The 25,915-nt window shown below is 73.3% G+C and carries 22 protein-coding genes; 11 read left to right on the forward strand and 11 right to left on the reverse strand.

Annotation, left to right across the window (positions count from 1 at the left end; all coding sequences use genetic code 11):
- Position 1: 1 nt before the first annotated feature.
- The 5 genes from VT52_RS10275 to VT52_RS35480 form a co-directional block, all read right to left on the reverse strand.
- Entirely contained in the window at positions 2–1,468 is a 1,467-nt protein-coding gene (locus tag VT52_RS10275) for a coproporphyrinogen-III oxidase family protein (RefSeq protein ID WP_046418549.1), read from the reverse strand.
- 133 nt (positions 1,469–1,601) lie between these two features.
- Complete coding sequence (locus tag VT52_RS10280) at positions 1,602–2,096, reverse strand: SAM-dependent methyltransferase (RefSeq protein WP_079174968.1); 495 nt, start codon at positions 2,094–2,096, stop codon at positions 1,602–1,604.
- A gap of 26 nt (positions 2,097–2,122) precedes the next feature.
- Positions 2,123–3,199, reverse strand: a complete 1,077-nt coding sequence (locus VT52_RS10285; RefSeq protein ID WP_046418548.1) for a thioesterase domain-containing protein — start codon at positions 3,197–3,199, stop codon at positions 2,123–2,125.
- 48 nt (positions 3,200–3,247) lie between these two features.
- The gene (locus VT52_RS10290) at positions 3,248–4,486 is read right to left on the reverse strand and encodes an MFS transporter (RefSeq protein WP_046418544.1); all 1,239 of its coding nucleotides are present in this window, start codon (positions 4,484–4,486) and stop codon (positions 3,248–3,250) included.
- Positions 4,483–5,247: an alpha/beta fold hydrolase gene (locus VT52_RS35480; RefSeq protein WP_167377676.1), complete on the reverse strand. Its 765-nt coding sequence runs from the start codon at positions 5,245–5,247 to the stop codon at positions 4,483–4,485. Before VT52_RS35480 ends, VT52_RS10290 begins: the two co-directional genes overlap by 4 nt.
- A gap of 205 nt (positions 5,248–5,452) precedes the next feature.
- On the opposite strand from VT52_RS35480, the gene VT52_RS10300 reads away from it, so the two are divergent.
- From VT52_RS10300 to metK, 3 genes are all read left to right on the forward strand, one after another.
- Positions 5,453–6,988: an amino acid adenylation domain-containing protein gene (locus tag VT52_RS10300; RefSeq protein WP_046418542.1), complete on the forward strand. Its 1,536-nt coding sequence runs from the start codon at positions 5,453–5,455 to the stop codon at positions 6,986–6,988.
- A gap of 119 nt (positions 6,989–7,107) precedes the next feature.
- Complete coding sequence (locus VT52_RS10305; RefSeq protein WP_046418539.1) at positions 7,108–7,545, forward strand: hypothetical protein; 438 nt, start codon at positions 7,108–7,110, stop codon at positions 7,543–7,545.
- Positions 7,546–7,568: 23 nt separating this feature from the next.
- The gene (gene metK, locus VT52_RS10310) at positions 7,569–8,807 is read left to right on the forward strand and encodes a methionine adenosyltransferase (RefSeq protein ID WP_046418537.1); all 1,239 of its coding nucleotides are present in this window, start codon (positions 7,569–7,571) and stop codon (positions 8,805–8,807) included.
- Positions 8,808–8,862: 55 nt separating this feature from the next.
- Here metK and VT52_RS10315 read toward each other — a convergent pair whose 3' ends face one another.
- The 3 genes from VT52_RS10315 to VT52_RS10325 form a co-directional block, all read right to left on the reverse strand.
- A complete protein-coding gene (locus VT52_RS10315; protein ID WP_167377677.1) occupies positions 8,863–11,961 on the reverse strand; it encodes an AfsR/SARP family transcriptional regulator in 3,099 nt (1,032 codons plus the stop codon).
- A gap of 644 nt (positions 11,962–12,605) precedes the next feature.
- A complete protein-coding gene (locus VT52_RS10320; RefSeq protein WP_046418536.1) occupies positions 12,606–12,989 on the reverse strand; it encodes a DUF6083 domain-containing protein in 384 nt (127 codons plus the stop codon).
- Positions 12,990–13,212: 223 nt separating this feature from the next.
- Complete coding sequence (locus VT52_RS10325) at positions 13,213–14,313, reverse strand: substrate-binding domain-containing protein (RefSeq protein ID WP_046418637.1); 1,101 nt, start codon at positions 14,311–14,313, stop codon at positions 13,213–13,215.
- Positions 14,314–14,805: 492 nt separating this feature from the next.
- Here VT52_RS10325 and VT52_RS10330 point away from each other — a divergent pair, with 492 nt between their 5' ends.
- The gene (locus tag VT52_RS10330; protein WP_046418634.1) at positions 14,806–15,786 is read left to right on the forward strand and encodes a hydroxyacid dehydrogenase; all 981 of its coding nucleotides are present in this window, start codon (positions 14,806–14,808) and stop codon (positions 15,784–15,786) included.
- 129 nt (positions 15,787–15,915) lie between these two features.
- Here the strand turns inward: VT52_RS10330 and ku are convergent, their stop codons facing one another.
- A complete protein-coding gene (ku, locus tag VT52_RS10335) occupies positions 15,916–16,947 on the reverse strand; it encodes a non-homologous end joining protein Ku (protein WP_046418633.1) in 1,032 nt (343 codons plus the stop codon).
- A 63-nt stretch (positions 16,948–17,010) separates the two neighbouring features.
- Between ku and ligD the strand changes: the two genes are divergently transcribed.
- On the forward strand, positions 17,011–17,910 hold the full coding sequence (ligD, locus tag VT52_RS10340; RefSeq protein ID WP_046418534.1) for a non-homologous end-joining DNA ligase: 900 nt from the start codon (positions 17,011–17,013) through the stop codon (positions 17,908–17,910).
- On the opposite strand, the gene VT52_RS10345 is transcribed toward ligD, so the two are convergent.
- A complete protein-coding gene (locus VT52_RS10345) occupies positions 17,907–18,710 on the reverse strand; it encodes a nuclease-related domain-containing protein (protein WP_046418631.1) in 804 nt (267 codons plus the stop codon). The two genes, ligD and VT52_RS10345, sit on opposite strands and share 4 nt — an antisense overlap.
- 99 nt (positions 18,711–18,809) lie before the next feature.
- Here VT52_RS10345 and VT52_RS10350 point away from each other — a divergent pair, with 99 nt between their 5' ends.
- From VT52_RS10350 to VT52_RS10375, 6 genes are all read left to right on the forward strand, one after another.
- Positions 18,810–19,316, forward strand: coding sequence for a protein-tyrosine phosphatase family protein (locus tag VT52_RS10350; protein ID WP_046418533.1), 507 nt, complete (start codon positions 18,810–18,812; stop codon positions 19,314–19,316).
- Between the two features lie 128 nt (positions 19,317–19,444).
- Entirely contained in the window at positions 19,445–20,191 is a 747-nt protein-coding gene (locus VT52_RS10355; RefSeq protein WP_046418531.1) for a hypothetical protein, read from the forward strand.
- Positions 20,188–21,444 (forward strand): sensor histidine kinase, encoded by a 1,257-nt coding sequence (locus tag VT52_RS10360; RefSeq protein ID WP_046418528.1) that lies wholly within the window; start codon positions 20,188–20,190, stop codon positions 21,442–21,444. Before VT52_RS10355 ends, VT52_RS10360 begins: the two co-directional genes overlap by 4 nt.
- 151 nt (positions 21,445–21,595) lie before the next feature.
- Complete coding sequence (locus VT52_RS10365) at positions 21,596–22,957, forward strand: FtsW/RodA/SpoVE family cell cycle protein (RefSeq protein WP_046418527.1); 1,362 nt, start codon at positions 21,596–21,598, stop codon at positions 22,955–22,957.
- A gap of 53 nt (positions 22,958–23,010) precedes the next feature.
- Entirely contained in the window at positions 23,011–24,468 is a 1,458-nt protein-coding gene (locus VT52_RS10370; protein ID WP_167377679.1) for a penicillin-binding transpeptidase domain-containing protein, read from the forward strand.
- Between the two features lie 44 nt (positions 24,469–24,512).
- Positions 24,513–24,998 carry a DUF3291 domain-containing protein gene (locus tag VT52_RS10375; protein ID WP_046418523.1) on the forward strand — a complete coding sequence of 162 codons (486 nt, stop codon included), beginning with the start codon at positions 24,513–24,515 and terminating at the stop codon, positions 24,996–24,998.
- Here VT52_RS10375 and VT52_RS10380 read toward each other — a convergent pair.
- Positions 24,982–25,875 (reverse strand): hypothetical protein, encoded by an 894-nt coding sequence (locus VT52_RS10380; protein ID WP_107481285.1) that lies wholly within the window; start codon positions 25,873–25,875, stop codon positions 24,982–24,984. The two genes, VT52_RS10375 and VT52_RS10380, sit on opposite strands and share 17 nt — an antisense overlap.
- Between the last annotated feature and the right edge of the window lie 40 nt (positions 25,876–25,915).

Below are 25,915 nucleotides of genomic sequence, written 5' to 3' on the forward strand. Positions count from 1 at the left end.
GTCACCGCCGGCACACGGGCGCGTCGGACAGGCCGATGCGCTGGTGGAAGTAGTGGAAGATGATCTCTTCGTGCAGTGCCTCGCCGTCCAGGGTCGGCTTGAGGGCGGTGCCGTCGTTGACCTTCTCGACCAGTCCGCGCTCGATCAGTTCGGTGAAGGCGGAGGCGAAGGGCTCCGTCTCCAGCAGGTCGGCGCCGAAGCGCTCCTTGTAGCGGGCCAGGTCGATCGGCTGGTTGGCCTTGAAGTTGAAGCCGAGCGCGGTGCCGATGGCCTTGTGGCCGCTGAGCCGGCGGCCGAAGTTGAGCGGCAGGCCCTCGTCGTTCTGCATGAACGACACGTACTTGCTGATGTCGGTGATGTTGTGCGTCTGGAGGAACTCCTCCTGGTCGCCGGTGAGCCAGCCGTAGGCCCCGGGACCGTACGCGATCATCGTGTTGTAGTGCTCCCACTTGTTCTTCGAGGTCTGCGGGATGTTGCCGCCCTCGTAGGTGCCGGGTCTGCTCCACCAGCCGCAGGGGCTCGGGTAGTAGCCCTGCTCCAGCAGCACCTCGACGGCCTCCTGTCGCATCGCGTACGTCGAGTCCAGCTCGGGGAACCGGCCCTCGCGGATGAGCCGTTCGCGGACCGCGGGGTTGTTCCAGACCGCGCGGTTGCCGATGCCCATCTCCTCGCGGTCGGCGTTGCGCAGCCGGTAGATGGTGATGGTGGGGACGCCGAGACCGGTGAGGATCTCCATGTCGCGGCGCACCGACTCCGGGGTCTGGTACGGCAGGCCGAACATCATGTCGACGTTGAAGGGGCAGCCGGTCGCGAGCAGGTTCTTGACGGCCTCGATCGACTGGGCCGTGGAGTGCCGGCGCTTGGTGAAGTCGTTCACCTCGTCCTGGAGCGACTGCACACCGAGGCTGAACCGGTTGAAGCCCAGCTCCCTCGCGGTCTGGAGGTGGTGCTGCTGGAAGTTCTCGGGGTTGCCCTCGATGTTGAACTCGATCTCGTCCGAGAGGTCGTAGTTCTCCCGGACGTGCTCGACCAGCGGCCGGATGTATTCGGGGCTGTTGAGGAGCAGGGCCGCGGTGCCGCCGCCGATGTAGAAGGACTCGATGCGCGCCCGGGGTATCCAGTCGTAGCGGTCGAGGTAGCGGCGGGACTCCTCGATGAGGAGGTCGGACCACAGCCGCAGGGCGCCGTCCTCCTTGCCACGCGGCACCAGGCGCTTGACGTAGTTGCAGAAGTGGCAGATGTAGTTGCACAGCGGGAGGTGGAAGTACAGGTGGGCCGGGTGTCCCGCGCCCGGGAACCGGCCGTACTCGGCGGCGAGTTCCTCGGCTCCGAGCCGGTCGCCCTCGTTCGAGGTGACGTTGATGTTGTACTCGTCGCGGGGGATCTGCAGCTGCGGGTTGCGGTCGAGCAGGCGGCCGAGGTTGAGCTCCAGATCGACCGTGGTGCCGTCGGTGGTGGGGACGGACATGGGACTCCTTGGCTGTGGACGGGCCCGGGTGGCTTGTGGCCGCGCCGGGCGGTACGGGTTGGCGCGAGGAGCGTGGTATTCGTCAGTTCGGGAGGGGGGTCGTACTCGTGTCGGTCGGGACGGGGGGTACTCGTCAGTCGGCGTAGTACCGGGACATCGCCTCGTGCAGCCAGGCCGGTTCCCGGACCGTGTCCGGGCGCGGCTGGAAGAGCCGCTGGTACGGCTTGACGTCGAGTACGGGGGTGCCGTCCAGCGCGTCGAGCGCCCGGACGTGCAGTGTCAGGCCGTCGACCCGGACCAGCTCGCAGCGCGAGACGCCGAGCCGGTTGGGGCGTTCCTTCAGGCGCTGGGCGAGGATGCCGAGGCGGGGCAGGTCCGTGCGGTCCCGGGGGTGGCAGTCGCCGGTGACGGCCGCCGTCTCGGGGATCAGGTGGAAGTGGAAGACGATCTCCAGGTGCGAGAACCGCTCCAGGCCGGTCACAGCCTCGGGCCGCAGCCGCCCGGGGTCCAGTTCGATGACCGAGGTGACCTTGCCCCAGTGGTCGTGCTCGGGCACGTGCCGGGGCGAGCGGACGACGCCGATGGGCTGGAAGACGTACGAGGGCGGGGTGCCGTTCGGCTCCTGCACGGGTACTCCTCTCCGGGTCGCGGTGGTCAGGAGGCGACGGCGGGCGCGGACGCCGGGTCGAGCTGTTCGCGCAGCCGGCGGCCCAGGACCTCGACCTGGCCGGGCTCGACCATCGTGAAGTGGTCGCCGGGGACGTCGACGACGACGGCGCGCTCGGCGACCTCGCTCCAGCCCAGGTCCTCGGGGAGCGTCCCGCCCTCCATGGAGCGGTCGGTGACGCGGAAGACGGTGACGGTGCCGTCGTAGGGCCTGGTCTCGTAGGCCGCCAGGGCGTCCAGGTTGAACTGGTACATGTCGATCATGCGGCGCAGCCGGTCGGCGTCGAAGTCGGCGGGCATGGTGCCGGCCTCCACAGCCCGTTCCACCAGGGCCCGCGCCCGGGTGTCCGGGTCCAGGCCGCGCAGCCAGTCGATGTCCAGCTCCAGCTTGAGCCCGCGCCACAGCAGGGCGCGCAGCGCGAAGTCCGGGTCGGCGCTGGGCTCGACGGTGATGCGGGTGTCGAGCAGGCCGACGAGTCCGACGCGTTCGCCGCGCGCCTTGAGGCGGCGGGCAGTCTCGTAGGCGAGCAGTCCGCCCATCGAGTAGCCCATCAGGTTCCACTCGGCGCCCTCGGGGTGGACGGTGCGCAGCTGCTCGATGAAGTGCTCGGAGATCTCCTCGATCGAGGTCAGGGGTTCCTCGCCGGGCAGCAGTCCGAGCGACTGCACGGCCCAGAAGGGCTGGTCGAGGCCCATGGCGCGGGCGATGGGCGGGTAGAGCAGCACGGTTCCGGACACCGGCGGCAGCGCGTACAGCGGGCTGCCGCCCGTGCCCTGCTGGATGCGGACCAGCTGGCCCTGCCGGTCGGCCGTGCCCCGGCGGACGATCTCCGCGAGCTCGGCGACGGTGGCCGCGGCGAGCAGGTCGGCGGCGGTCAGGTCGACCTGGAAGAGCCTGCGCACCTCGACGGTCAGTTTGATGGCGAGCAGCGAGTGGCCGCCGAGGGTGAAGAAGTCGTCGTGGATGCCGACGTCGTCGCGGCCGAGCAACCGGCGCCACACATCGGTCAGTTGGAGTTCCACGCCGTCGCGCCCGGGGTCCGTGGTCGGTTTGGGGTGAGTCATCGTCTCCCTCGTCCGGAGTGTCGTAGGGGATGTGATGCGGGCGGCCGGTCAGGTCGCGGTGACCGGGGCGGGGGCGGCTTGCGCGGACCCGGCCCGGCGGCGCTCGGCCCAGCGCACCGCCGGTGCCATCGCCAGTCCGCCGGCGAGGAACACCGCGCCCAGGGTCAGCCAGCCGGGGGTGCCCCAGTCGATGAGGAGCAGGGTCAGGGAGACCGGGCCGAACATCTGCACCGCCGCGATGCCGGTGTTGAACAGGCCCTGGTACTGGCCCTGTCTGGTGGGCGGGGCTAGTTCGTAGCCGATCACCCAGGAGCCGGCCGACTGGACCATCTCGCCGTACACGTGCAGGGCCGCCGCGACCACCAGGATCACGGTCGCCGCCCAGGGGCCGCGTCCCGAGGAGAGGGCGAAGGCCGCGCAGCAGCCGAGCAGGGCCACCCCGGCGACGCGGAAGGCGCGGACGGCGGAGCGCAGTTCGTCGATCCTCTTGGTCACGGGGACCTGGAGGCCCACGCAGGCGAGGGTGTTCAGGAGGAGGAGCACGGCGGTGAGCGCGTGCGGGGCGCCGGTGTGCAGCGCGATCCACAGCGGCAGGATCACTTCGAGGATCGGGATGTGCAGCTGCATCACCATGTTGAGCACGGCGAGCAGCGCGTACGGGGTGTCGCGCAGCACCGCGAGCCGTGGTTCGCCCGGCGGGCGCCGGGGGGCGGGCGGTACGGCGGGCAGCCGCAGGAACACCAGTCCGCAGGCCACGAAGCTCAGCGCGTTGAGCAGGAAGGTGAGCCGGTACGCGGTTCCGGTGTCCCACAGCAGGGCCAGGCCGCCGAGCGCGGCGCCGGCCGAGACGCCCACGTTGGTGACGACCCGGATCTTGGCGCGGACCCGGACCAGGTTCGCGCCGTCCAGCACGGCCGGGATCAGTGCCTGGCGGGCCGCGTAGGCGCCGCGGTCGAACAGCGCGTACAGGAAGGCGAACACGATGAACAGCGGGTACGCGTCGGTCAGCAGGTAGGCGGCGGTGGCGAGGCCCGCGAGGACGAGGAGGGCCGCCGCGGTGCCGCGCGGGCCCCTGCGGTCGGCGAGGTGTCCGAAGGGGACGCCCGCGAACAGTCCGGCGATGCCCGCGATGCTCAGGCCCAGACCGAGCTGGGCCGGGGTGAATCCCGCGATCCGGGTGAAATAGAGGGCGGAACAGGTCACGAAGACGCCGTTTCCCAGGGAATTGGCGAGCGTGCCGAGCACGAGGGTGCGGGCGGGCCCTTTCTCGACGAGACGGGATTTCACGCGACTTCGCCCTCCTCGGCGTTTTCCCTGCCGGGAATCCCGGGGAATGCGTTCTGGTAGAAATCACGCATCGCGGAGGTGATCTCCGCCGTATTGCGATAGCAGTCGGCGTGCGATCCCCGGATGGTTTCGAGCCGGAGCGTGCCGCTCCCGCGGGCCGCGAGGCGCTCGCGCTCGTCGGGCAGGATGTTGCGGCTGCCGGCGCCGGCCAGGACCAGGACCGGGACACCGAGGCGCTCCAGCAGGTCCGGCAGGTGCCCGAAGTCGTAGGTCCAGCGCAGCAGGCTGCCCTCGGCCCACTCGTCGGCCTCGTGCAGCGCGGGGTGCGCGTCGAAGGACTGGTCGATCACCACGAGGCTGCGGACCCGGGACGCTCCCCAGGTGACCGCGGAGATCGCCGCCACGAGGCCGCCGTACGAGTATCCGACCAGGTGCACCTCGTCGGGGAGGATGTCGGCGACGCGGTGCAGGTCGGCGGAGAAGTCCAGTACCGAGTAGCCCCAGGCCGGCCGGTGGCTGTCGCCGTGGGCGCGCAGCGAGGGGTGGACGGCGACGGAGCCGGCCGGGCACAGGGCGTCGCCGATCGGCCTCAGCTGGTTCTTGTCACCGCCGAACCCGTGCAGCAGGAGCATGCTGCCCGGGGCGCCGCCGGCCTCAAAGCGCCCGGGAACGGCGTCGTAGTCCAGCAGTCGGACACCACTGCCGTGTCCCGCCAGGGCCGGTGTGGGAAGAACACGGTCCTCCGGTCCGGCAACGCTCATCGAGATCAACCCCCTTGAGGAATGCCGAGGTGGCTGCCCGGCCCCGTCAGATTCCGATTCCATGGCCCCTGGAGTCAACTCCGGCCGCTGTCCCCGGATTCGGGTACGTGACATCGCGAGTGAAGGGGGCGGAGTATCGGTGGCGGGTTGCCGGAATTCCGGTCGGCCCGGTCCTCGTAGCGTCTGCGGAACCGGAGGGATTTCCATGGGAGTCGGCCTCATCCACCGGGCGGTCGCACACCGGGCCCGGACCCGGCCGGACGCACTGGCCGTGGTGGACGGCTCCACCCGGCTCGACTACGCCACCCTCGACGCGGCGGCTGACGCCTGGGCGGCCGGGCTGGCGGCGGCCGGCGCCGGACCGGGCACCCTGGTCCCCGTCCTGCTGCCGCGCTCGGCCCGGCTGTACGTCGCCCTGCTCGCGGTGCTCAAGTGCGGTGCCGGGTACGCCGCGTTGGACCCGCGGTGGCCGCGGGAGCGGGTCGAGTCCGTGCTCGGGCAGCTGGGCGGTCCGGTGCTGGTGACGGACCTGGACGGGACGCCCGGCGAGACGTCCGGGAAGCGGTTCGGGCGGTGGCCGGTGTGGCAGCCGCCGGCCGTGGTCACCGGGTCCGCGCAGGCCGCGGCGCGGAACGGCGCCGGTACGTTCGCCGCCTACGACGGGTCCCCCGAGGTCCCCGCCACCGTCTTCTTCACGTCCGGCACCAGCGGCGCCCCGAAGGGCGTGGTGTCCCCGCACGCGGCCACCACCAGGCTCTTCACGGCGGACGGACCCCTCGCCTTCGGTCCCGGCACGGTCATGATGCAGGCCGCCCCCGCGTCCTGGGACGCCTTCTCCCTGGAGCTGTGGGGGACGCTCACCACCGGCGGCACCTGTGTCACCGCCGCGGAGGACTACCTCCTGCCGGACACCCTGCGCCACCTGATCGACACCTGTGCCGTGGACACGGCCTGGCTCACGTCCTCCCTGTTCAACCTGTTCACCGAGATCGACCCGGACTGCTTCCGTGGCCTGCGCGGCCTCTACATCGGCGGGGAGCGGCTGTCGGCCGCGCACGTGGGCCGGTTCCTCGCCGCGCACCCCGGCATCCGGCTGTTCAACGGCTACGGTCCGGTGGAGAGCTGTGTGTTCGCCACCGTGCACCCCGTCACCGCGGCGGACTGCGCGCCGGAGCACGGCGTCCCCATCGGCCGACCGGTCCCCGGCACCCGGGTGCGGGTGCTGGACGGGACGGGGCGGGAGTGCCCGGCCGGGGTCACCGGCGAGCTGTGCGTCGGCGGCGCGGGGCTGGCGCTCGGCTACCTCGGCGACCCGGACCTCACCGCCGCGCGCTTCACCGAGCACCCGGCGGACGGCACCCGTCTGTACCGGACCGGCGACCACGGCCTCCAGGACGCCGACGGCGTCTTCCATTTCACCGGGCGCACCGACCGCCAGGTCAAGATCCGCGGCTACCGCATCGAACCGGAGGAGATCGAGGCCCACGCGGCCGGACTGCCCGGGATCACGCACTGCGTGGCCGTCCCGGTACCCGGCCGGCTGGGCAACTACGACCGGCTCGCGCTGTTCTACACCTCCGCCGCCGAGGCGGACGAGGACCCGGTGCTGCTGCGCCGCTCCCTGTCCCTGCGGCTGCCCGCGCACGCCGTGCCGGACGTCGTACGGCGGGTGGAGCGGCTGCCGGTGACGGCCAACGGGAAGGTCGACCGGTCGGAACTGCTCGCCACGCTCACCGACTGAGCGCCCGGACGGCCCGACTCCCGCGCGACGGCCGTGTGCCCGGGGGCGGCCCGACCCACCCGCGCGTCGGCGGCACCCCCGTGCCCCGAGGAAACACCCGAGCCGAGAAAGGCAGTTCCATGCCCGTCATCACGCTGATGTCGCCCGACGCCGGACCCGGCCGTCCCGTCCTGGCGAAGATCGCCGAGGCGGTCACCGGGCTGCTGGGCATCTCCCCGCAGCACTGCTGGGTGACCTGGCAGCGGCTCGACGCCGAGGCGGCGCACCGGCCCGAATGGGACCGTCCCGACGGCCGCCCGTGTGCCCCGATCGGCTTCATCACCTGCAAGGCGACCTATCCCCGGGAGACCGTGGGCCGGCTGCTGCGGCTGCTGCGCGACGAGCTGAGCACCCTGCTCGGGGTGCCGGGCGACGAGGTCTACCTCGTGGTGCGCCGGGCCGTACCGGGCGAGCTGCTGATCCGGGGGGACGTATGGGCCGGGGACGAACCGGCGACGGAGCCGGCTTCGGCGCGTGCCGAGGCCGCTCCGGCAGCAAGCACTCGCTACCACAACTGACCGTCACGTCCTGAGGAGTCACCGTGTCCCGTCGTCTGTTCACCTCGGAGTCCGTGACCGAGGGCCATCCCGACAAGATCGCCGACCAGATCAGCGACACCGTCCTCGACGCGCTGCTCAAGGAGGACCCCACCTCCCGGGTCGCCGTGGAGACCCTGGTCACCACCGGCCTGGTCCATGTCGCGGGCGAGGTGACGACCACCGCCTACGCCCCGATCGCGGCCCTGGTGCGCGACCGCATCCTGCAGATCGGCTACGACAGTTCGCTCAAGGGCTTCGACGGCGCCTCGTGCGGCATCTCCGTGTCCATCGGCGCGCAGTCCCCGGACATCGCGCAGGGCGTGGACACGGCGTACGAGTCCCGTGTCGAGGGTGCCGCCGCAGGTGGAGGGCACGACGAGCTGGACCGCCAGGGCGCGGGCGACCAGGGCCTGATGTTCGGCTACGCCTGCGACGAGACGCCGGAACTGATGCCCCTGCCGATCACCCTGGCCCACCGGCTGTCCCGCCGGCTGTCCGAGGTCCGCAGGAACGGCACCCTGCCGTATCTGCGCCCCGACGGGAAGACGCAGGTCACCATCGAGTACGACGGCGACCGGCCGGTCCGCCTCGACACGGTCGTCGTCTCCGCGCAGCACGCCGCGGACACCGATCTGGGGGCGACCCTCGTCCCGGACATCCGCGAGCACGTGGTGGAGCCCGAGCTGGCCGCCCTCGGTATCGCCACCGAGGGCTACCGCCTCCTGGTCAACCCCACCGGACGGTTCGAGATCGGCGGCCCGATGGGGGACGCGGGCCTGACCGGGCGGAAGATCATCATCGACACGTACGGCGGCATGGCCCGGCACGGTGGCGGCGCGTTCTCCGGCAAGGACCCGTCCAAGGTGGACCGCAGTGCCGCGTACGCGATGCGCTGGGTCGCCAAGAACATCGTGGCGGCCGGTCTGGCCCGGCGCGCCGAGGTCCAGGTGGCCTACGCGATCGGCAAGGCCGAGCCCGTCGGCCTCTTCGTCGAGACCTTCGGCACCGAGACCGTGCCGGTGGCGCGCATCCAGGAGGCGGTGACCGAGGTCTTCGACCTGCGCCCCGCCGCCGTCATCCGCGATCTCGACCTGCTGCGCCCGATCTACGCCCAGACCGCGGCGTACGGCCACTTCGGCCGCGAACTGCCCGACTTCACCTGGGAACGCGTGGACCGCGCGGAGCGGCTGCGGGCCGTGGTGCGGGCCGCGGGCGGGGAGCCGGGCGCGGCGCGGGGCTGAGCCGGGGCAGCACCGCGGTGGCGGGTCGGCTCCGTCTCCCGACGGCGGGTTCGGCTCACGGGACCCGGGCGCCCGGGTCCCGCGGCGACATCTGTCCGGCGGGGGCCCGGTCGGGGGGCGTGGGCCCGGGGGCGGCGGCCGGGCCGCCGGCCTCGACCATCAGGTCCTCGGTCCGCTCCAGCCAGGTCCTGGAGCCGAGTTCGGCGAACAGCCCGCGCGCGGCCTCCAGATGCGCCGAGGCCAGCTGGTGGTCGCCCCGGGCGAGGGCGGTCTCGGCGAGACCGTAGCGCGATCTGGCCTCGACGACCCGCTCCCCCACCTGCCGCGCCAGGTTCAGCGCGCGGGTCAGGGTGTCGGCGGCGCTGTCGAGCCGCTTCTCCCGGCGGCGGAGCGTGCCGAGTCCGTACAGCGCGTACGCCTCGCCGATCCGGTCCCCGCTGTCCCGCACGATCCGCAGGACCTCCTGGAGCGCCTCCTGGGCCTGGCGCGGCTGGTCGAGCGCGAGGTGGAGCTCGGCGAACCGCTGGAGCACCTGCGCCCGCACGCGCAGGCACCTCTCCTCCCGGGAGATGGTGAGGGCCTGCTCCAGCAGGGCGCGGGCGCGCTCGGTGTTCCCCGATGCCAGCCACCAGCCGGCCAGGCTGCGCAGGATGTGCGCCTCGCCGATCCGGTCGCCGACCAGCCTGGTGATCGCCAGCGCCTCGTCGTACTTCTCCCGCATGGCGGCGTCGTCCCCGCGCACGCTGTCCAGGTAGGCGGCGTTGCGCAGCACCAGGGCGCGCCCGTGATCGTGGCCCTCCGCCTCGAACAGTTCCCGGGCCTCGCCGAAGCGCTCGTCCGCCTGCTCCATGCGGGTCTGGAACATGTGCAGGGTGCCCAGGGAGTACGACATCGCCGCCCGGCCGACGCGGTTTCCGGCGCGGGCCGACGCCTCGTACGCCAGCCGCGTGGTCTCCTTCCAGTCGTCGAAGTACCCCTTGACCTCGAACAGGGTGACGGAGGTGAGGGCGAGGTCCCAGCACAGCTCGTCCATGCCGGCCGCGGCGGCCTGCCGTACGGCCGTCACCAGCGCCCGGCGCTCCCCGCTCAGCCGCTCCATCGGCCGCGCGGCGGGCTCCGCGTCCGCGCCCTCGGGGAGTTTCCAGCGTTCGGCGCGGCCGTGGATGATCGTGTAGTCCCCGCCGTACTCCTCCCGGTGGGCCTCCTCGACCAGGGAGAGCCAGCCGCCGAGCACGCGGGCCAGGGCGGCGTCCCGTTCCTCGGGGGGTTCGGTCGCGAGGAGTTCCTCGCGGGCGTAGGCGCGGATGAGGTCGTGGAAGCGGTAGCGCGGCCGGTGCGAGTCCGGGTAGCGCACGGTGTCCATGACCTGCGCCTCCACGAGGACGTCGAGGGTGTCCTCCGCGGTGCCGAGGTCCGCATCCAGCAGCGCGGCGGCCACCCAGGCCGGCGAGTCGGGCGCCTGGACGAGGGAGAACAGCCGGAACAGACGCTGGGCCGACGGGGGCAGCGCCCGGTACGCCAGGCTGATGGTGGAGCGCAGTTCGAGCCCGCGGTGGCTCAGTTCGTCCAGGCGGCGACGCTCGTCCCGCAGCCGCTGGACCAGCCATTCGATCCGCCAGTGGGGGTGGGAGGCCAGCCGGGCGCCGGCGATCCGCAGCGCCAGGGGCAGCGCGTCGCACAGGTTGACCAGTTCGACGGCGGTGTCGAGTTCCGCCTGGACGCGCTCGCGGCCGACGATGCCGGCCAGCAGTTCCAGGGCGTTGGCCATGTCGAAGGCGGTGAGGTCGATGCCGCGGACGCCGTCCGTGCCGGCCAGCCGGGCCCGGCTCGTGGTGATCACCGCGCAGGTGGCGCTTCCGGGCAGGAGCGGGGTCACCTGCTCGGCGCCGGTCACGCCGTCCAGGACCACGAGCACCCGGCTGTCCGCGAGCCTGCTGCGGTACATCTCGGCCCGTTCCTGGGCGTCGTCGGGGATGGCCTTGGCCGGTATGCCGAGGGCCCGCAGGAAGCGCGCGAGGAGAGTGGTGATCTGCGCGTCGCCGGAGACGGTGTGCAGGTCGGCGTAGAGGTGGCCGTCGGGGAAGTGCTTGCTCACCTCGTGGGCGGCGCGCACGGCGAGGGCCGACTTGCCCACGCCGCCGGGGCCGGAGATGTCCACGATCGGCACGGCGTAGCCCGGGGTCCTCGCCCGTGAGGAGGCCACGAGCAGTTCCCTGATCTCGTCGAGCTGGGCGCGGCGGCCGGTGAAGTCGCCGATGGTGGCGGGCAGTTGGCGCGGTATGAGACGGAATCCACCCTCCTGTTCCGCCGGGACCTCCGAGGCGTCCGGGGCATCCGGGGTGCCAGGGACGCCGGGCCCGGTGCCGGGACGCGCGGGGGCGGCTCTCGGCGGCGGTGGAGCGGGGAGATCGAGTGCCGGGGACTGCCGCAGGATGGCCTGCTCCAGATCGCGCAGTTCCTGTCCCGGTTCGATGCCCATCTCCTCGACGAGCACCTTGCGGGCCCGCTGGAAGGTCGCCAGCGCCTCGGCCTGCCGCCCCGAGCGGTACAGCGCCAGCATGAGCAGCTCGTAGAGGCGCTCGCGCAGCGGGAACCGGCCGATGAGCGCGGCCAGTTCGGCGCAGACCTCGCCGTGCCTGGCCAGCAGCAGGTCGAGGCGCGCGCACTCCTCGATCGCGGCCAGGCGTCTGTCGTCGTAGTGCCTGGCCACATGCCGTACGGAGTCGCTGGGGATGCCGTCAAGGGCGGGGCCGCGCCAGAGTTCCAGGGCCGTGCGCAGGGTTGCCGCCGCCTGTGCGACGCGGTCGGCCCGGGAGTCCTCGCGGGCGGTGGTGACCAGCCGGTCGAACTCCAGGCTGTCCACGGCGGCCGCGGCCAGTTCGAGCACGTAGCCGGGCGCCCGGGTCCTGATCGCGTCGGGGCGGCCGGCGCGGGCGAACTGTTTGCGGAGTGTCGAGATGGCGACCTGGATCTGGCCGCGCGCGGTGACGGGGGGCGCGTCGCCCCAGACCGCGTCGATCAGCTGTTCCGTGGACAGCGTGCGGTTGACGTGCAGCCCCAGCATCGCCAGGACCACCCGCTGGCGCGGCCCGCCGACATCGAGCGAACGACCTTCGTGGACCAGCTCGACCGGCCCCAGCAGCCGAAGGATCATGTCGTCCACCCTCGCCTTCCCCCACACGTAGCACCGCGTTCAACGATCAGCACCGTAACCCTGGGTCGGAGCTGACATCCGGTGATTGCCATGAGTTTCCTGATGAATGGCACAGGAGTGGCCCGGCGGCCGTGGACACGGCCGGGCGCCCGTGTTCCCGCCGGCCGGCGGCACGGGTGACCGGGTGGGGCCGAACCGGCTCGCGCCGCGCTCGGTTCGCCGCTCAGGCGGTGCCGGGTCCGGCAGGCAGGGGCCGGCCCCCGGTGTCAGGCAGGACGGCGCCGGGCGGCGGCGCCCGGCGGGACCGACGGATCAGGGGATGTCGCGGCCGGACAGTGGGCCCGGCCGTCTCCCGCGCTGCTACGTTCCATGTCCGCCCCCGCTCAGCCCGCACGGCCGACGCCGCGCACCCGCGCATCCGGCCGGCATCCGCCGCCTGCCGCTTCCTGCTCGGGCAGCGTGCACCGGTCGAGAATCGAACTCATCTTGCCCGCAGGTCAATCAATATGCAAAGGGCGGTGAGCAACGGGACGCGCGTGCGCGCGGACCGGCCAGGGGGAAATCGGGGGGCGTCGGCTCGGCTCCGGCACCGGCGGGCGGGGTGCCGGTGAGGGCGGGAGGCCGGGCGACGGCCCTCGCCTTCGTCAACCGGCGTCCGGCCATCGCTCGGACGGCGGAGGCGGCTCCGGCGCGGTCGGCCGTTCCGCCTGCCGCGCCTTCTCTCCCCGCAGGTCCGTCAGCCACGGCCACAGGTCCGGCAGGAGCCGGGCCGGGCAGGCGAGGCGGTGTTCGATGCGGCACCGCTGGAACTGGTCCGGCGGGCACACGCCGTACACGCTCACCCGTCCGTCGGACAGTTCGATCCACCGGTGCCCCGCCGGCACCTCGTGGGCCGGCGGCCTCAGGTCCGGTTCCAGCATGACCCACTCGTGCCCGAGCGTCGCCACACGCTCCTGCGGCAGGCCGCAGTACGGGCAGCGTGACCGCCCACCGCCCAGCCGGCGCGCACGTCCCTCCGAAGCCCCCATGGGACGAGGGTCGGCACCCGGGCGTGCCCGGCGCAGGGCGCTCGTCGGACGGGACGCGTGGGGCGGTCGTGGCCCGAGGACGCGGGGGTCGGCCCGGTTGTCGCGTCCGGCAACCGGCGCCCGCGGCTCCACGGCCGAGATTCGCCCCCGGGGGCCGACGGCGGCGCCGGGGGTGTGGCGCGGACGGCCTCCGTTCAAGCCCCCCGCGCGTCCGTTCCCGGTCTCAGCACCCCCTTCGCCCCCGGCCCCGGCCCCCCGGACCGCTCCCGCACGAAGCCCGCACCGCAAGCGCGGGTTGCAACGTCAGATGGTGGACCGGGAGGGGGCGCGGGGAGCGCAGGCGGGAGACGAGGAGTTCGACGCCCTCGCGCCCCAGGGCACGTTTCGGCGGGGCGACGGCGGTCAGCGGGATGCTGGCGAGGGCGGCCACCTCGTCGTCGTAGGAGACGATCGCCAGGTCCTGGGGAACGCGGACGCCTCGTTGCGCCGCCAGTTGGAGGAGGACGATGGCCTCCGCGTCGCCGTGGGCGAGGACGGCCGTGGCGCCGTGGGCGCGGAGGTCGTCGAGAACCTCGTCGACGCGCTGCTCGGTGTGGGCGGAGGTCTCGCGCTGCGGTACCAGGCGGACGGGGGCGTCCTGGTCGAGACCGAGGGCGCGCAGGGCCTGTGCGTGGCCGAGCCGGACGGCGGGGGCCGTGGGGCCCAGGTCCTTGACCATGAGGGCTATGCGGCGGTGCCCGAGGCGGGCCAGGTGTTCCACGGCCAGGCGGGCGCCGGCCTGGTGGTCGGTGACCACGTGGTCCAGGCGGTCGACCAGCGTGGTCGACCGCAGTTCGCGTTCCACCAGGACCACCGGGATCCGCAGCTCGCGCAGGCGTTCCTCGAAGCGGGTGTGACGGGAGTTCTCCAGGGTCGGCGGGGCGAGCAGAAGGCCGTCGACGCCGTCGTCCAGGTGGCGGCGGATGGCCACCAGGTCCTGCTCGGGCTCGTGGTCGGAGAAGGCGAGGGTCAGTTCGGCGTTCAGTTCCGACGCCGCCTCGCGGGCTCCCTGGAGCACCTCCCGGAAGTAGAGGCCGTTGGGCAGCAGCAGGCCCAGCCGGAGGGTCGCCGGGGCCCGTTCCGGCACGCCGTCCGTCACGGCCCTGCGGTCCAGGACGACGCCTCCGTGGAAGCGCCGCACCAGACCCTCGCGTTCGAGAGCCTCGACATCGCGTCGCACCGTGACGTCGGAGACCCCCAGCAGACCCACGAGGTCACTGATCCGCGCCGAGCCGTGCTCCCGCAGATGGGCGAGGAGCAGGTCGTGCCGGTCCGGAGAGAGCATCACGCGTCACATTTCCCTCGGCGCGGGCGTGGAAGGGGTTCCGAACTGTTGGGAACGGAGGAAACCTAGCGCGCCGAGAGGGAGTTGGGCAGCCCTCGCCGGTCCGGCGGGGACAGGGGGACGCCGGAAGGCCGGAGAGCGGAGACCGGAAGCCCGAGACCGGAGACCGAAAGCCACGGGCCGAAAGGCGGGATAAGGGGTGAACCGGCGGAGAGCGGGATACCGAAAAGCTCCGGGTCCCTCTGGACCGTTCCAGGTGTGCACGGCCTCATTGACGCGTGACGGACCCGACCGGATGCTGAAGCCGCGTCGGAGCGCAAGGGCCCCTGCGGCGTTCCGCCGTGTCCGGCGGGGCGGCCCGGCCGCCGCCCGCCGACGTGCCGGATCTCCCCGCATGGGGCACCGTCTTCCCCGGCGCCCCACGCCCATGACCCGAGGAGTCCCGTGTCCGACCTGCCCCCCGCGGCCCGCCGCCCCCGGGTGCTGCTCGCCATGCGGCGCGATCTGCTGCCGCTGCTGCTCGACCCGGCGCGGACGGCCCGGCTCACCGGCCTCGCCGACCTGGATCCCACGGTGGTCGCCGACGACTTCACCACCCCCGGTGTCGCCGCCGAACTCGCCCGTGCCGAGGTGCTGTTCACCTTCTGGGGCTGTCCTCCCCTCAGCCCCGAGGTGCTCGCCGGGGCACCCCGGCTGCGGGCGGTGGTGCACGCCGCCGGCTCGGTGCGCGGCTTCGTCACCGACGCCTGCTGGGAGCGGGACATCGCCCTCTCCTCGGCCGCCGACGCCAACGCGCTGCCGGTGGCGGAGTACGCGCTGGCGATGATCCTGCTCGCCAACAAGCGGGCGCTGACGGCCCGCGAGCACTACCGGGCCGTGCGCGGTCGGGCGTCCTGGCCGCACGAGTACCGCGCGGCCGGCAACTACCGCCGCACCGTGGGCGTCGTCGGCGCCTCCCGCACCGGGCGCCGGCTCATCGCCCTGCTCGCCCCTCATGACATGGAAGTCCTGGTCCACGACCCGTACCTGGGCGCGGCGGAGGCTCGCGCGCTCGGTGCGCGGCCGGCCGGGCTGGACGAGCTGTGCGCCCGCTGCGACGTGGTCTCGCTGCACGCGCCCGAGCTGCCCGAGACCCGGCACATGATCGACGAGCGGCGGCTGCGGCTGATGCCGGACGGCGCCACGCTCGTCAACACCGCGCGCGGGGCGCTGGTGGACACCGACGCGCTGACCAGGGAGCTGACCGGCGGCCGGCTGAACGCCGTACTGGACGTGACCGAGCCGGAGATCCCGCCGGCCGGTTCCCCGCTGTGGGACCTGGCCAACGTGGTGCTCACCCCGCACATCGCCGGTTCGCTCGGCGGTGAACTGCACCGGCTGGCGGACTCGGCGCTGGACGAGCTGGAACGCCTGGCGCACGGGCGGCCGTTCGCCCATCCGGTCGTGCGCGAGCGGTTCGAACGCTCGGCCTGAGGGGCGCCGGCGGCGGAGGTCCGGCCCGGCGGGATCGTGCTCCCCGACCCCGACAGCCGTCTCCTGTGGCCCCGTACGGCGCTGACCGTGCCGCGGGGGCGACTGCCGCCGCAGGGGTGGTGACGGGGCTCAGGCCGGGCGCTTCCGCGTGGCCGACTTCTTCGCCGCCTTCTCCCCCGCGTCCGGCTTCCCCGCGTCCGACTTCGCCGTGCCCGACCTCGCGGCGCTCTTCTTGGCCGGCTCCGACGACTTCGAGGTGGACTTCCTCGCCGGGGCCTTCGCGGCCGCGGACTTCCTCGTCGTGGAGGTGGACTTCCGGGTGCCCGTCTCCTTGGGGGTGGAGCGGCGGCCCGGCAGGGATCTGACCTCGGCGCCGGCTGCGGGTTCGCGTGATTCGCGGGCGGCGCGGACGCTGTTCTCCAGGGCGGCCATCAGATCGAGGACCTTGCCGCCGCTCGCCGGCGCGGGGGCCTGCGGGGGCGCCTCGCCCGCGGCCTTGGCGGCGATGACCTCCTCCAGGGCCTCGCGGTACTCGTCGTGCAGGTCCGCCATCTCGACCTCGCCGAGGGTGTCCATCAGAGCGTCCGCGAGATCGAGTTCCTTGTCGCGGACGGTGACGTCCACGTCCGGGGCGACCCCCTCGGGGGCCCGTACCTCGTCCGGCCAGAGCAGGGCGTGCATGGCGATCGCGTCGCCGACGACCCGCAGCATCCCGAGCCGTTCCCGCCCGCGCAGCGCGAACTTGGCGATGGCGACCTTGTTGCTGCGCTTGAGGGCCTCCCGCAGGAGGGTGTACGGCTTGGCGGCGGGGGCGCCGCTCGCGGCCAGGTAGTACGCCGCGTCCATCTGGAGCGGGTCGATCTTCTCGGCCGGCACGAAGGCGACGATCTCGATGGTGCGGGCCGTCGGGATCGGCAGGTGGGACAGGTCCTCGTCGGTGATCGGGACGATGGTGCCGTCCGCGTCCTCGTAAGCCTTGCCGATCTCGGCCTGGGCGACCTCGCGGTCCTCGACCTCGCACACCTTGCGGTAGCGGATGCGGCCGTTGTCCTCGGTGTGGATCTGGCGGAAGGAGATCGCGTGGCTCTCCGTCGCGTTGACCAGCTTGATCGGGATGCTGACCAGCCCGAAGGAGATGGCGCCGTTCCATATCGATCGCACGTGCCGCACCCTTCCCTTCCTGTTTGATCCTTTTTGGACCCGTTCATCTGGGATTGTCATCCTATGACGCCCATCACAGAGGTGGCGGGGCGGCGGGTCCCGCTGACCAACCTGGAGAAGGTGCTGTATCCGGAGACCGGCTTCACCAAGGCGGAGCTGGTGCACTACTACGCGACCACCGCCGACGCGCTGCTCCCGCATCTGCGCGACCGCGCGGTGTCCTTCCTGCGCTACCCCGACGGCCCCGAGGGCCAGGTGTTCTTCACCAAGAACGTGCCGCCGGGTACGCCCGAGTGGGTCACGACCGCCGAGGTGCCGAGGTCGTCGGCAAACAGCCCGGCCCGGATGGTCGTCGTACAGGACCTGCCGAGCCTGGTGTGGGCGGCGAATCTGGTCACCGAGTTCCACACCCACCAGTGGCTGGTCGGGGCGCCGGAGGAGGCCGACCGGCTGGTGTTCGACCTCGATCCCGGGGCGCCCGCGACGATCGTGCAGTGCTGCGAGGTCGCCCTGTGGCTGCGCGAGCGGCTCGCGGCCGACGGGATCGAGGCGTACCCGAAGACGGCCGGGTCCAAGGGGCTGCACCTGCTGGCGGCGGTGGCCGGCGCCTCCTCGGAGCGGACCAGCGAGTACGCCAGGGCGCTCGCGGTGGAGGCGGAGCGTGCGCTGCCCCGGCTGGTGGTGCACCGGATGACCAAGAGCCTGCGGCCCGGGAAGGTGTTCGTGGACTGGAGCCAGAACGCGGCCCGCAAGACCACCGCCGCCCCCTACACCCTGCGCGCCCGCCGCGCCCCCCTGGCCTCCGCGCCCGTGACCTGGGACGAGGTCGCCGGCTGCCGCTCACCGGGGCGGCTGGAGTTCCAGGCGGAGGACATCGCGCCGCGGCTGCGGCGGCACGGCGACCTGATGGCACCCCTGCTGGACCGGCGACGGGCCGCGGCCCTCCCGGGACGACGCACCTAGACGTTCTCCCAGGTACGGCGGTCCCGCGCCATCGCGTGCAGCGCCTCCACGTCCGCCGGTTTCAGTACGCCGCCCAGCCGGGCCAGTCCCGGCAGATCCCCGGCGGACAGCACCCGCACCCCCCGGGGCGCGGCGGTCAGGCTCACCCCGGCGGGGTCGGTCAGGGCGAGGACCGGGCGGACCTCGGCGGTCAGGGCGTGGGCGGCCCGGTCGGCCTGGGCGCGCAGCCGGCGCAGCAGGGGTTCGGCGGCGCGCCGGCCCACGGTGACCATCGGGTCGGCGACCCGCACCCGCGCCCTGCGGGCGTACAGGGCGTGCAGGGCGAACAGCCCGCCGGGGCCGATCAGCAGATGGTGGACGCGGTCGCCGCCGGGCAGCGGCAGCGAGTGCAGGGCGCGCCAGCCGGCGCCCTCCAGGCCGTCGAGCGCCTCACCCACGGCCTGCTCGGCCAGCAGGGCCCGGCGGCGCGGGTCGGGGCGCAGCCGGTGCCCGGCGCCCGGATCACGGTCGAGGGCGACCAGCAGCGCCTCGCCGGGCCGGTTGGGCGCGAGGTCGTCGTCCGGGTGCAGGGCGAGCCGGGCGAGTTCGGCGGGCGTGGGGACCGGGGGCGGGCCCACGGCCACCGGGCCGGTGAGGAAGGGCCCGAGGGCTTCCAGCACCCGTTCCCGCTCGTCCTCGGCGAGCAGGTCGACCCGGCCGGCGTCGCGGTCGTACCAGGCGACCCGGCTGCCGTCCGGGCGGCAGACGTACAGCCGGTCCCGGCCCTGTCGGCGGCCCGGCACCACGCACAGTCCGCTCATGCGCATCACCCCTCGACCATGGGAACAGGCCGGGTGCTTCCGGGGCAAGACCGGCTACCGTGGAGAGCGGCCCTGCGCAGGGGAGTTGGGGAGGCGCCGGTGCGAACCCGCGGGATGCAGCCCGACGTGCCGGCTCCACGGAACCCGTGGAGCGAGATCGTGCCCGGCCTGTGGATGGGCGGGCACGAGTACCGGGGGCGTACGGGACGGCTGGAGACGGCCGTCGTACGGGACGAGTTCGACGTGGTGCAGTCGCTGCTGCGGCTGCCGGGCCACGGCCCGGACGCGGGCGTCGAGCACCGGGTGTGGCCGATACCGGACGGACCGCTGGACGGGACGCAGCTCGCCGGGGTGATCAGGCTGGCGCGGGCGGCGAACGAGGCGCTGGACGCGGGCCGCCGGGTGCTGGTGCGCTGCTACCACGGGTACAACCGCTCGGGCCTGGTCGTGGCGCACGCGCTGGTCCAGCGGGGTGGCGCGCCGGACGAGGCCGTCCGGCTGATCCGGGCCCGCCGCTCGGCGTGGGCGCTGCACAACGAGCTGTTCGTGGCGTACCTGCGCGCGGGTCTGCATACCGTCCGGCTCGTCGAGGAACTGGCCGAGTAGCCTCTCTGTCCCGGCACCCGGAGCCGGGACGTGCGGATCAGGTGCACAGAACGGACGAAAAGGGGCTTCCTTGGAATCTATGTGCATACTGGCCTACTGACCTGCAAAACCATCGCCCCTGGAGCATCGTGCCCGTCCGTCGCCCTGTGCGCACCGCCTTCGCCGCGGCCGCCGTCGCCCTGCTGTCGGCGACGGCGGCGGCCTGCGGGGACGCCGGGGAGCTGCAGAGCGCCGGGCCGGCCCAGACCGCGGACGGCCCCGCCAAGCTCTGGCCCGACCTGCGCCCGGCATCCAGCCCGGCCTATCCGTACGACGTGGCCACCAGGGAGACCGTCAAGGGTCTGACCGTGCCCGGCGGCGACATACGCCGGATCGATCCGGTGGACATCGTCGAGGCGGAGCTGAAGGCGCACCCCACCGACTACGGGTCCAAGGGGGCGTTCCACGGGACCGTGGACCGGGTGAAGGACTGCCGCGCGGGCGGCGACCGGGCGCTGTGCCCGCTGCTCAAGCCGTACTACCGGGACCTCACCGGCGACGGGCGGCCCGACCTCACCCTCGGTTTCCGGCTCTACCCGACCAACCAGACGGCGGTCCGGGTCTACACCGTCGAGGGCAGCCACCTGGTGCAGGTGCTGGCCGACAACGACGCGATCCTCGGCGTGGAGCTGGCCGGGCGCGCGCTGATCGAGCGCAACCCGGCGGACATCTCCGGCTACGAGTACCGCACCACCTGGGAGTGGGACCCCGGCCAGCGCGCGATGGTGTTCTCCCGCGACGAGTACCTGCACACCGGCGCGGGCCGCCGTGTCCACAGGGCGGGCCCCTCCCCGCGCCCGTCCGCCTCCCCCGCCGCCTACCCGAGCGCGCCATGAGGCTGCTGCTGGCCCGCTGGGCCGGGCCCCTCGCCGTACGGGCGGCCGGGTTCATCATCGTGATGTGCTGCGCGCTGGCCGCGCTGCTCGGCGTGCTCGTGCACGTCTCGGTGACCGACCAGACCGTCGGCCAGGCCCGCGACCTCGCGCTGTCCCGGCTCGCGGACGCCACCCGCGCCTACGAGGCCGGGGACACCCTGCTGCCCAGTGCCGGGGTCGACCCGGAGGGGCTGCCGGACTCGCTGCGCACGCTCGCGGCCTCCGGGCGGCGCGGCACCATGGTGTCCAGGCACCGGGGGCGGCCGACCATGTGGGCGGCGGGCCCCGTCCAGGGGCACCGGGCGCTCGCCGTGGAGATCGACTACTCGCAGCAGTCCGGGACCATCGCCGGGCTCGACACCTCGATCCTGTGGTCCTCCGCGCTCGCCATCGGCGCGACCGTGCTGGTCGGTGTGTTCGCCGTGTCGCGGGTGACCCGGCGGCTGCACGGCACGGCGCGGGTGGCCCGCCGGATCAGCGCGGGCGATCTGGACGCACGGGTCGACGACCCGCGCACGAAGGACCCGGGCCGCCCCCAGGACGAGGTGGCCGCGGTGGCCGCCGCGCTGGACTCGATGGCCTCCTCGCTCCAGGGCAAGCTGCTCAGCGAGCAGCGGTTCACCGCGGACGTGGCGCACGAGCTGCGGACCCCGCTCACCGGGCTGCACGCGGCGGCGGAACTGCTGCCGCCCGGACGGCCCACGGAACTGGTGCGGGACCGGGTGGCGGCGCTGCGCACGCTCACCGAGGACCTGCTGGAGATCTCCCGGCTGGACAGCGGGCGGGAGCGGCTGGAGGCCGACGCCGAGGAGCTGGGGGCGCTCGCCGAGCGGGTGGTGCGGGGCTCGGGGACGGACACCGAGGTGCGGGTCGTACGGGACGCACTGGTGGAGACGGACCGGCGGCGCCTGGAGCGGGTGCTGGGGAACCTGGTGGCCAACGCGCACAAGCACGGGGCGGCGCCGGTGCGGCTCACGGTGCACGGGCCGGTGGTGACCGTACGGGACCACGGGGACGGGTATCCGGAGTACCTGGTCGCGCACGGGCCGCAGCGGTTCCGCACCGAGGGCGGGGCGAAGGGGCACGGGCTCGGGCTGACCATCGCGGTGGGGCAGGCGGAGGTGCTGGGGGCGCGGCTGTCGTTCCGGAACGCGGTGGACGGGGGCGCGGTGGCGACGCTCGTCCTGCCGGTCGCTTCGCCGCAGACGCCGTAGGAACCGGGCGGCCCGGTTCGCCGGCGGGTGCCCGGCCGCACGCGGCCCCTCGCGCCCAGGTGGCCGGATCGCCGTGGGGGAACGCGGCCCCGCGGCCCTTCAGGGCGCGTTGTAGTGCGGTGAAATAGTCTGCTTTAGGTAGGTTCGCGGTATGACCGACGCCGGAACCGCCGCGGCGACGGCCCAGGCCGCCGTACCCGTCGCCCGGCTGCCCCGGCGCCGCGGCATCGAGCTCGCGCTGATCGTGCTGGCCGTCACGCTGTCGGTGTACGGCTACTGCGCCGTGGGGCTGGCCCGGTCCGGGCGGGTGCCGCCGGGTGCGCTGGCGTACGGGGCCGGGCTCGGGGTGCTCGCGCTGCTCGCCCATCTCGCCGTACGGCTGCGCGCGCCGTACGCCGATCCGCTGCCGCTGCCCATCGGGGTGCTGCTCAACGGGCTCGGCCTGGTGCTGATCTACCGGCTGGACCTGGAGACACCGGGCGACCGGGCCGCCCCCGCCCAGTTGGTGTGGTCGGCGCTCGGGGTGGCCCTGTTCATCGTCGTCGTCCTGCTGCTGCGCGACCACCGGCTGCTCCAGCGCTACTCCTACGTGTGCGTGGTCGCCGCGCTCGTCCTGCTGCTCCTGCCGAGTCTCTTCCCGGCGGTGAACGGCGCCCGGATCTGGATCCGGATCGCCGGGTTCTCCATCCAGCCCGGCGAGTTCGCGAAGGTGCTGCTGGCGGTGTTCTTCGCCGCGTACCTCGCCGCCAACCGCAACGCGCTCGCGTACACCGGCCGCCGGATCTGGCGGATGCAGTTCCCGACCGGCCGGGTGCTCGGGCCGATCGTGACGATCTGGCTGCTCAGCGTCGGGGTGCTGGTCCTGGAACGGGACCTCGGCACCTCGCTGCTGTTCTTCGGGCTGTTCGTGGTGCTGCTCTACGTCGCGACCGGGCGCACCGGCTGGATCGCGGTGGGGCTGGTGCTCGCCGTGCTGGGCGCGGTGGCCGTCGGCCGGGTGGAGCCGCATGTGGGCGGCCGGATCGCGGACTGGCTGCACCCGTTCGCCACCATCGAGGCCGGACGAGGTCCCAACCAGCTGTCCCAGTCGCTGTTCGCGTTCGCGGCGGGCGGGCTGCTGGGCACCGGGCTCGGGCTCGGGCACTCGGTGCTCATCGGCTTCGCCACGAAGTCGGACTTCATCCTGGCCACGGCCGGCGAGGAGCTGGGCCTGGTGGGCCTGGCGGCGATCATCCTGCTGTACGCGCTGCTGGTGGAGCGCGGCTACCGGGCGGGCCTCGCGCTGCGCGAGCCGTTCGGGCGGCTGCTCGCGGTGGGGCTCGCCTCGATCCTGGCGCTCCAGGTGTTCGTGATCGCGGGCGGGGTCACCGGGCTGATCCCGCTGACCGGCATGGCGATGCCCTTCCTCGCCCAGGGCGGCTCCTCGGTGGTCACCAACTGGGCGATCGTCGCCCTGCTGATCCGGGTGAGCGACTCGGCGCGCAGCCAGTACGACGGCAGGGAGGCGCCGTGAGACGGAATCCGGTGGGCGAGTACACGGGCATGGGCGGCGAGGGCGGGCGGCCGATGGCCCGGTACATCCGGCACGCGTGCGCGTTCTGCACCCTGCTGCTCGCGGCGCTGCTGGTGAACGCGGCCCGGGTGCAGCTCGTCCAGGCCGGCGACTACACCGGCAACCCGGCCAACCGCCGCGCGGCCATCGCCCGTTACCAGCAGCCGCGCGGCGACATCCTGGTCGGCGGCAAGCCGGTCACCGGCTCCGTGGACACCCATGAGCAGCTGCGCTACGAACGCTCCTACCAGGACGGCCCGTTGTACGCCCCGGTGACCGGCTTCGCCTCCCAGTCGTACGGCACCACCTTCCTGGAGCACGCCGAGGACGGGGTGCTCTCCGGTACCGACCCGATGCTCGCGCCGCTGCCGCTCTGGAACGACCTGACGCGCAGCCTCGATCCGGGCGGGAACGTCGTGACGACCCTCGACCGGGCGGCGCAGGAGGCGGCTTACCGGGGACTCGGCGGCCGCAAGGGCGCGGTGGCCGCGATCGACCCCTCGACCGGGCGCATCCTGGCGCTGGTGACGAGCCCGTCGTACGATCCGGCCCAGCTCTCCGGCAACGCCGAGTCGGTGGCCTCCGCGTGGGCGCGGCTCAACGGCGACCCGGACAAGCCGATGCTCAACCGGGCGGTACGGCAGACCTATCCGCCGGGTTCCACGTTCAAGGTGGTCACCGCGGCGGCGGCACTGGACGCGGGTGTGGTCACCGACCCGGACGCGCGCACCGACTCCCCCGACCCCTACCGGCTGCCCGGCACCCGCACCCGGCTGACCAACGAGGCCGACGGCTGCGCGGACACCTCGCTGCGGGACGCCTTCGAGTGGTCCTGCAACACGGTCTTCGCCAAGCTGGGCGTGGACGTCGGAGTGCGGGACATGACGGCCATGGCGGAGGCGTTCGGGTTCAACGACGACGAGGTGCGGGTGCCCTTCCCGGTCGCGCCCAGTACCTTCGACCCGCACGTGGACAAGGCCCAGTTGGCGCTCTCCTCGATCGGGCAGTACAACACCCGCGCCACCCCGCTCCAGATGGCGATGGTCGCGGCGGCCGTCGCCGACGACGGGCGGCTGCGCACGCCCTACCTGGTGGAGCGGACGACGCGGCACGACGGCGAGACGGTCTCGGGGAGCGGGACGCACCCGGTGCGCCAGGTCATGCGCCCGTACACGGCCGAGCAGTTGAAGGAGCTGATGACCGGGGTGGTGCGGGAGGGCACCGGCACCCAGGCCGCGATCCCCGGTGCCGTCGTCGGCGGCAAGACCGGCACCGCGCAGCACGGTGTGGGCAACACCGGTCTGCCGTACGCCTGGTTCGTCTCCTGGGCGCGGGACCAGGACGCGGTGGAGCCGGCGGTCGCGGTCGCGGTGGTGGTGGAGGACGCCTCGGCGGACCGGGGCGAGATCAGCGGCGGGGGTGACGCCGCGCCGATCGCCCGGGACGTGATGCGGGCGGTGCTCGGCCGGTGAGACGGGGCTGCCGCGGGCGCCCGTCATCTCCATAGGGTGCGACCATGACGGATACCGCACCCGCGTACGAACTGGCCCAGGTCAACATCGCCCGCCTCAAACACCCGCTGGAATCGGCTGAGTTGAAGGACTTCGTCGACGGACTCGACCCGGTGAACGCGGTCGCCGACGCCTCGGACGGCTTCGTGTGGCGGCTGCGGGGCGACTCCGGCAACGCGACCGACGTCCCGGTGCTCGGGGACGAGTGGATGATCGTCAACATGTCGGTGTGGCGGGACCCGGAGGCGCTGGAAGCGTTCATGTACCGGGGCCTGCACCGGGAGTTGCTGGCCCGGCGCAGGGAGTTCTTCGAGCGGCTCCAGGAGGCGGTGACCGCACTGTGGTGGGTGCCGGCCGGCCACCGCCCGGCGGTCGCCGAGGCGGAGGACCGGCTGCTGCACCTGAGGGCGCACGGCCCGACGCCGTACGCCTTCACGCTGCGGGCGCCCTTCGCGCCCGGGGAGGCGGCGGCGGTCAGCCGATCGGCTTGACCGCCTCGGAGCGGACCTGGAGGGTCTGCCTGGCGAGCGCCGCCAGGTCGACCTGAGAGGGGTCCTGCGACATGGCGCCCATGTCCACGACGGCGATCGTGGCGGCCGTGTTGCCGTCGGCCCAGGCGCAGGAGGGCATGGTGATCTTCGTGCCGGCGTGGTCCTGGACCAGCACCTCACAGCTGATGGTGATGCCCAGGTCGAAGTCCTTGGCGGGTACGGCGACCGTGGTGCCGGCGCTCTCGGCACCGCCCTTCATCATGTTCCGGCGGATCTGGTCCGTGTCCTTGAGCCGGCCGTACATGCCCGACACCACCAGGTTGCCCTTGGTCACGTCACCGCCCAGGGTGTACGTACCCACCACGGCGTGGACGTCCTTGGCGTTCCAGGAGGAGTCCGCCTCGCTCTCGATCGCCTGGCCGTCGGCACCGGAGAGGTCCTTGTCGAACGCGTACTTCCCGTCGAGCAGCGTCTTGGGCAGCGTCAGCTCCTCCTTGGCGTCGGGGAAGGTGGTCGCCGCCTTGTAGCCGATCGCGCCCAGCGCGACCACACCGCCCACGATCAGCACGACGGCACCGCCGACGATCCCGAGGATCAGGCCGACCCGGCTCTTCTTCGGGGGCGGCGGCACGACGGGCGGCATGCCGCCCCAGCCCTGGTACGGCGGCTGCTGCGGGCCCCCGGGCTGGGGACCCTGCTGGGGGTACGGCGAGCCCCCGTACGGACCGGGGTTCTGCGGCTGGGGCTGCCCGTAGGGGGACTGCTGCCCGTAAGGGGGCTGTTGACCGTAGGGGGACTGCTGGCCGTAAGGAGGCTGCTGGCCGTAAGGGGAACCGGGCTGGTTCGGGTACGGCGGCTGCTGCGGCGACGGAGGCATGGACACGCCAGCACGCTACTGCACGGGGGTGAACGGCCGG

Source organism: Streptomyces malaysiense (genome assembly GCF_000980885.2).
Lineage (GTDB): Bacteria > Actinomycetota > Actinomycetes > Streptomycetales > Streptomycetaceae > Streptomyces > Streptomyces malaysiense.

What these genes read in the sequence shown, in the direction of transcription:
- VT52_RS10370 (WP_167377679.1), top strand. Translation starts at nt 23,011, where the DNA reads ATGGCCCGGTACATCCGGCACGCGTGCGCGTTCTGCACCCTGCTGCTC.
- VT52_RS10330 (WP_046418634.1), top strand. Translation starts at nt 14,806, where the DNA reads ATGCGGCGCGATCTGCTGCCGCTGCTGCTCGACCCGGCGCGGACGGCC.
- VT52_RS10305 (WP_046418539.1), top strand. Translation starts at nt 7,108, where the DNA reads ATGCCCGTCATCACGCTGATGTCGCCCGACGCCGGACCCGGCCGTCCC.
- ligD (WP_046418534.1), top strand. Translation starts at nt 17,011, where the DNA reads ATGACGCCCATCACAGAGGTGGCGGGGCGGCGGGTCCCGCTGACCAAC.
- VT52_RS10375 (WP_046418523.1), top strand. Translation starts at nt 24,513, where the DNA reads ATGACGGATACCGCACCCGCGTACGAACTGGCCCAGGTCAACATCGCC.
- VT52_RS10345 (WP_046418631.1), bottom strand. Translation starts at nt 18,710, where the DNA reads ATGAGCGGACTGTGCGTGGTGCCGGGCCGCCGACAGGGCCGGGACCGG.
- VT52_RS35480 (WP_167377676.1), bottom strand. Translation starts at nt 5,247, where the DNA reads ATGAGCGTTGCCGGACCGGAGGACCGTGTTCTTCCCACACCGGCCCTG.
- VT52_RS10320 (WP_046418536.1), bottom strand. Translation starts at nt 12,989, where the DNA reads ATGGGGGCTTCGGAGGGACGTGCGCGCCGGCTGGGCGGTGGGCGGTCA.
- VT52_RS10325 (WP_046418637.1), bottom strand. Translation starts at nt 14,313, where the DNA reads ATGCTCTCTCCGGACCGGCACGACCTGCTCCTCGCCCATCTGCGGGAG.
- VT52_RS10275 (WP_046418549.1), bottom strand. Translation starts at nt 1,468, where the DNA reads ATGTCCGTCCCCACCACCGACGGCACCACGGTCGATCTGGAGCTCAAC.
- VT52_RS10380 (WP_107481285.1), bottom strand. Translation starts at nt 25,875, where the DNA reads ATGCCTCCGTCGCCGCAGCAGCCGCCGTACCCGAACCAGCCCGGTTCC.
- VT52_RS10360 (WP_046418528.1), top strand. Translation starts at nt 20,188, where the DNA reads ATGAGGCTGCTGCTGGCCCGCTGGGCCGGGCCCCTCGCCGTACGGGCG.
- VT52_RS10285 (WP_046418548.1), bottom strand. Translation starts at nt 3,199, where the DNA reads ATGACTCACCCCAAACCGACCACGGACCCCGGGCGCGACGGCGTGGAA.
- VT52_RS10365 (WP_046418527.1), top strand. Translation starts at nt 21,596, where the DNA reads ATGACCGACGCCGGAACCGCCGCGGCGACGGCCCAGGCCGCCGTACCC.
- VT52_RS10315 (WP_167377677.1), bottom strand. Translation starts at nt 11,961, where the DNA reads ATGATCCTTCGGCTGCTGGGGCCGGTCGAGCTGGTCCACGAAGGTCGT.
- VT52_RS10300 (WP_046418542.1), top strand. Translation starts at nt 5,453, where the DNA reads ATGGGAGTCGGCCTCATCCACCGGGCGGTCGCACACCGGGCCCGGACC.